The sequence below is a fragment of the Streptomyces sp. NPDC058231 genome, from assembly GCF_042882275.1.
GTDB lineage: Bacteria > Actinomycetota > Actinomycetes > Streptomycetales > Streptomycetaceae > Streptomyces.
The window spans coordinates 1-5,208 of record NZ_JBHVWN010000138.1; the positions used below are offsets into that span (position 1 = coordinate 1).

4 protein-coding genes and 1 pseudogene are annotated in these 5,208 nt (G+C 68.1%); all 5 read left to right on the forward strand.

Annotated elements, in window-relative coordinates; genetic code table 11:
* A pseudogene (locus tag ACFVXE_RS38535) lies at positions 1-182 on the forward strand (ATP/GTP-binding protein); the annotation flags it as partial.
* Positions 183-541: 359 nt separating this feature from the next.
* Positions 542-3,778, forward strand: coding sequence for a nitrate- and nitrite sensing domain-containing protein (locus ACFVXE_RS38540; RefSeq protein WP_389678422.1), 3,237 nt, complete (start codon positions 542-544; stop codon positions 3,776-3,778).
* A gap of 10 nt (positions 3,779-3,788) precedes the next feature.
* The gene (locus ACFVXE_RS38545; protein WP_030980891.1) at positions 3,789-4,202 is read left to right on the forward strand and encodes a roadblock/LC7 domain-containing protein; all 414 of its coding nucleotides are present in this window, start codon (positions 3,789-3,791) and stop codon (positions 4,200-4,202) included.
* 89 nt (positions 4,203-4,291) lie between these two features.
* Positions 4,292-4,945 carry a DUF742 domain-containing protein gene (locus ACFVXE_RS38550; RefSeq protein ID WP_389678423.1) on the forward strand — a complete coding sequence of 218 codons (654 nt, stop codon included), beginning with the start codon at positions 4,292-4,294 and terminating at the stop codon, positions 4,943-4,945.
* A partial coding sequence (locus ACFVXE_RS38555) for an ATP/GTP-binding protein (protein ID WP_176902409.1) occupies positions 4,926-5,208 on the forward strand: 283 nt, incomplete at its 3' end. The genes ACFVXE_RS38550 and ACFVXE_RS38555, both read left to right, overlap by 20 nt.

Here is a 5,208-nt window from a genome sequence, read left to right on the forward strand (position 1 = left end):
CGTTCGTCATCGCCCTCAACGGCTTCGACGGACACCAGCCCTACACCCCCGACGAGGTGCGCGAGGCCCTGCAGATCGGCCCCGACACCCCGATCATCACGACGGACGCCCGGCACCGCGGGGATGCGAAGAGCGGGCTGATCACGCTCGTCGAGCACGCGCTGATGGCCCGCCTGAAGTAGCCGCGGAGTCGCCGCAAGTCAGTAGAGCTGTACGGCAGTTGTTGTAGTCGCTCGGGGGTGGACTGTGTCCTTTGACACGATCCACCCCCGAGTTCATAACGTTTCGACAGAGAATTGCCCCGGCTTCGACACCCGATGCATTCGGCCGGTATCACTGTGCTCACATGAGCCCCGCCTTTTGACGGGGCTCGCTCTTTATGCCCGTTTTATCTGAGGCTTGGACCACTCGGAATGGCTCATTCCGAGTGTTTGGAACGCGGCCCGTCCCCGTGCTGCAATTCGACGATACTCCCGAGTAGTACGGCCCTGAACGAAAAACGGCACAGCGTAGGTGCCGACGCCGAGAGGTTGTTGGTCGAGTGAGGCGTAGCAACGAGGGCTCCGCGCCGCAGCCGGAGCGGGGCAATTTCACCCCGGTGCCGCGCACCGCGGCGTCCCCCGCCGATGTGTCAGAGGCGGTGCCGGCAGGTGGCAGCACCAGCCGGCTGGCCCCGCGTAACTGGCGGGTGCCCACCCGGCTGAACGCGATCCTTCTGATCCCTGTACTGGTCGGCCTCGTCATGGGCGGCTTCCAGGTGAAGGGGTCGATCGACACCTGGAAAGAGGCCCAGGACGCCGAGAAGACCGCGCTGGTCGTGCGCGCGGCCTCGGAGTACGGGCAGGCGCTGCTCAACGAGCGTGACCTCTCCGCCCAGTCGCTGCTGTCGAACAAGCGCGACGCCGCGGTCGTCTCGCAGGTGCGCGCCACCACTGACGACGCCGCCGCCAAGTTCGACACGGCCGTGCAGAGCCTGCCGAAGAAGGAGGGGCTGCAGCGCCGTCTGAAGCTGTTCAGGCAGGAGGAGCCCAAGCTCCCCGAGCTGCGCAAGGCCGCCTACGCCGAGGCCATGGACCCGGTGAAGACGGAAGAGGGCTACGTCAAGGTCCAGCACTCCCTGATGGAGTTCTGCAACGAGCTCGGCCTCGGCACCGGCAACATCACGAGCTACGGCCGTACGGTCTACGCGATCGAGCTGGCCAAGGCAGCAGAATCGCTTCAGCGCTCCATCGGAATGCACCTGCTGGTGCGCCCGAGCCAGGAGAGCGCCAAGTTCGACGCCCAGGTCAAGGCCTTCGGCTCGTACAACTATCTGGAGCAGATCGCTCTCGGCGAGTACGTCTCCGGCGGTACGGAGGCCGACTCGACGCGGCTGCAGCAGGTCATGGCGGCCAAGGCGGCCGAGGGTGCGAAGCAGCTCAAGACCGCCAAGGAGCAGGCCGACGCGGCCGGTGTGCCGTTCGTCGCGCCGCCCAGCATCGGCGGCTCGGTCTTCGACGGGATGGCCCAGCAGATCGGCCAGGGCAAGTCGCCCGACAAGCTTGCGGCCAAGGGCATCACGCCCGCGACCTGGATGGCCGCATCGACCGCCAAGTTCGACGGCTACACCACGGTCGAGGAGGAGCTCGTCGACAAGGCGGTCACCGAGGCCGCGGACATCTCGTCCAGCGCCAAGACCGACGCGATCGTCAACGCCGCGATCGTGCTGGTCGCGCTGCTCGCCGCCTTCATCCTGGCCGGGCTCATGGCCCGGCAGATGAGTCGCTCGATGCGCCGGCTCCGTACCGCCGCCTTCGGGATCGCCGAGCAGCGGCTGCCGATGCTGGTCGACCAGCTGTCGCGGACCGAGCCGGGCCGGGTCGACACCCGCGTCCAGCCGATCCCGATCAACACCCAGGACGAGATCGGCGAGGTCGCCCGCGCCTTCGACCAGGTGCACCGCGAAGCGGTGCGGCTGGCGGCCGAGCAGGCCATGCTGCGGGGCAACGTCAACGCGATCTTCACCAACCTGTCGCGCCGCAACCAGTCCCTGATCGAGGGCCAGTTGACCCTCATCACCGACCTGGAGAACAACGAGGCCGACCCGGACCAGCTGGAGAGCCTGTTCCGGCTGGACCACCTGGCCACCCGTATGCGCCGCAACGGCGAGAACCTCCTCGTCCTCGCCGGTGAGGAGCCGGGCCGCCGCTGGAACCAGCCGGTTCCGCTGGTCGACGTCCTGCGGGCCGCCTCCTCCGAGGTGGAGTCGTACGAACGCATCGAGCTCTCCGGCGTCCCGGAGACCGAGATCCACGGTCAGTCCGTCACCGACCTCGTGCACCTGCTGGCCGAGCTGCTGGAGAACGCCACGACGTTCTCCTCGCCGCAGACCAAGGTCCGCGTCACCGCGACCCGGCTGCCGGACAGCCGCGTGATGATCGAGATCCACGACAAGGGCATCGGCCTCACCGCCGAGGACTTCGCGGACATCAACCACAAGCTGGCCAACCCGCCCACCGTGGACGCCGCGGTCTCCCAGCGGATGGGTCTCTTCGTGGTCGGCCGGCTCGCCGACCGGCACGGCATCCGGGTCCAGCTGCGCCCCTCGGGCGAACAGGCCGGAACCACCTCGCTGGTCATGCTGCCGGACGCGATCACCCACGGTGGCGGTGGCGAGAACCCCGAGACCATGGGCTCCCAGGACGACTTCACCGTCTCCTCGATCATCCCGCAGCAGCAGTCGTTCGAGCCGCAGCAGCCCCGGATGCGCACGGCGGCGGAACTCGGCTTCGACGACTCGCGGTACGAGCAGCCGGAGACGGACGCCACACAGCTGGACCCGGTGGGCCGCTCGCTGATGCGTGAGGAGCGCCGGGCGGCGCTGGAGGCCCAGGCGGGCGGTGAGCGCCCGCAGTTCGCGGACGCCCCGTACACGGACGCCTCCCGCCCGGAGGCCGCGTACTCCCCTGAGGCCGCGTACAACGGCGATCCGTACGCTCAGGACCCGCAGCACGGCCGGCAGCAGGAGCAGTACGCGCAGGAGCAGGAGCAGGATCAGTACGCGCAGGCGTCGTACGACGGTTCCTACGATCCGTACCGCGCGGACACGGGCTACCCGGAGCACTCCGGCTACGCGCCGCAGGGTGAGTATCCGGAGTCGGCATATGCCGTCCCCGAGAACGCTCAGCAGAGCTACGAGGAGCAGTTCGCCACCCGGCCCCATCAGGAAGAGTGGGCAGATCAGGGCGCATACCAGGCAACCTACGAGCCCATACCGCAGACCGAACCGGAATCTCTTGCGAGCGCTCCCGTGGAGCCGCAGGAGCGCGTAGGCTTCGACCGTCCGGGTCCCACCCCGAACTCCGGCAACGAGCTGACCGAAGCCGGTCTGCCGCGGCGGGGCGGTCAGCAGCACTGGCAGCCCACCGGCCGCGGAAAAGACCAGCCCGTCGCAGCAGAGCAGCAGCCGCAGCAGCAGGAATTGCCGCAGCGGCCGTCGCCCGCGCCGCAGGACGGGAACGGGTCCGACGACTGGCGTTCGACGAACGACGAGCGCTGGGAGCGGGCCGAGAAGCTCCGGGAGCCGAAGGCGGGCGGGGTCACCCCGTCAGGACTTCCCCGGCGCGTACCCAAGGCCAATCTGGTCGAGGGCACGGCGGAGCAGACCCAGCAGGGCGGCCCTCAGGTCTCCCGCGCCCCTGAGGACGTCCGGGGCAGGTTGAGCAACCTGCGACGGGGCATTCAGCGGGGACGTAACGCTGGTTCGGACGCAAGTAATACCTACAACCAGGAGCGTTAGTGTGAGCCCGATGAGCCAGGCGGCGCAGAATCTCAACTGGTTGATCACCAACTTCGTGGACAACACCCCCGGGGTGTCGCACACGGTGGTGGTCTCCGCCGACGGACTCCTGCTGGCCATGTCCGAAGGATTCCCGCGGGACCGTGCCGACCAACTGGCGGCCGTCGCTTCCGGCCTGACCTCGCTGACCGCGGGCGCCTCCCGGATCTTCGAGGGCGGCGCCGTGAATCAGACTGTTGTGGAGATGGAGCGCGGATTCCTCTTCATCATGTCCATCTCCGACGGATCTTCGCTGGCCGTTCTTGCACACCCGGACGCCGATATCGGTCTGGTTGGGTACGAAATGGCCCTTCTGGTCGACCGCGCGGGCACTGTGCTCACGCCGGACCTCCGTGCCGAACTGCAGGGAAGTCTTCTTAACTAATAGACAGACAGTGCGTTTCGCGCCACCGCACCATAAAGTGCGGTGGCGCGGCCCCACTGGGTTCGGGACCGGCAGTCGGAGGAGGAAACGTGGCAACACCCCCAGGCGGACACCAGTACGACGGTGGTCAGCAGGTTCCGGGTGAGCACGGGGACAATCGTTTCAACTTCCCCTCCACACCCAGCAGACAGGGTCAACAGCAGCCCTATCAGCCCCCGTACCAGCAGCAGCCGTACCGGCAGGCGCAGGACGGCGGCTGGCCGCAGGCCCACGACGGCGGATGGCCCCAGCAACAGCAGCCGCAGCACCCTCAGCGGCCGCATCGGCTCGACTCGCCCCAGCCGCCCCGGATTCAGCCGGTGCAGCCGCGGCGCGCCGCCGAGCCGGCCGCTCCCGCGGCGCACAACCCGCTGGTCCGTCCGTACGCCATGACCGGCGGCCGGACCCGACCGCGATACCAGCTCGCCATTGAGGCGTTGGTCAGTACCACGGCCGAACCGTCACGGCTGCAAGGGCAGTTGCCCGAGCACCAGCGGATCTGCCGGCTGTGCTTCGAGATCAAGTCGGTTGCCGAGATCTCGGCGCTTCTCACGATCCCACTCGGCGTTGCCCGAATCCTCGTAGCCGACCTGGCCGAGGCCGGACTCGTCGCTATCCATCAGCCCGGCGGCGACGAGTCCGCCGGCGGCCAGCCAGATGTGACACTGCTCGAAAGGGTGCTCAGTGGACTTCGCAAGCTCTAGCGGCGGAGCGGCCCGCTCCACTACCTCCGCGAAGATCGTGGTGGCAGGGGGCTTCGGCGTGGGTAAGACCACGTTCGTCGGTGCCGTTTCGGAGATCAACCCGCTGCGCACCGAAGCCGTGATGACGTCCGCTTCGGCGGGCATCGACGACCTGACGCACACCGGGGACAAGACCACCACGACGGTGGCGATGGACTTCGGCCGCATCACCCTGGACCAGGACCTGATCCTGTACCTCTTCGGTACCCCCGGTCAGGACCGCT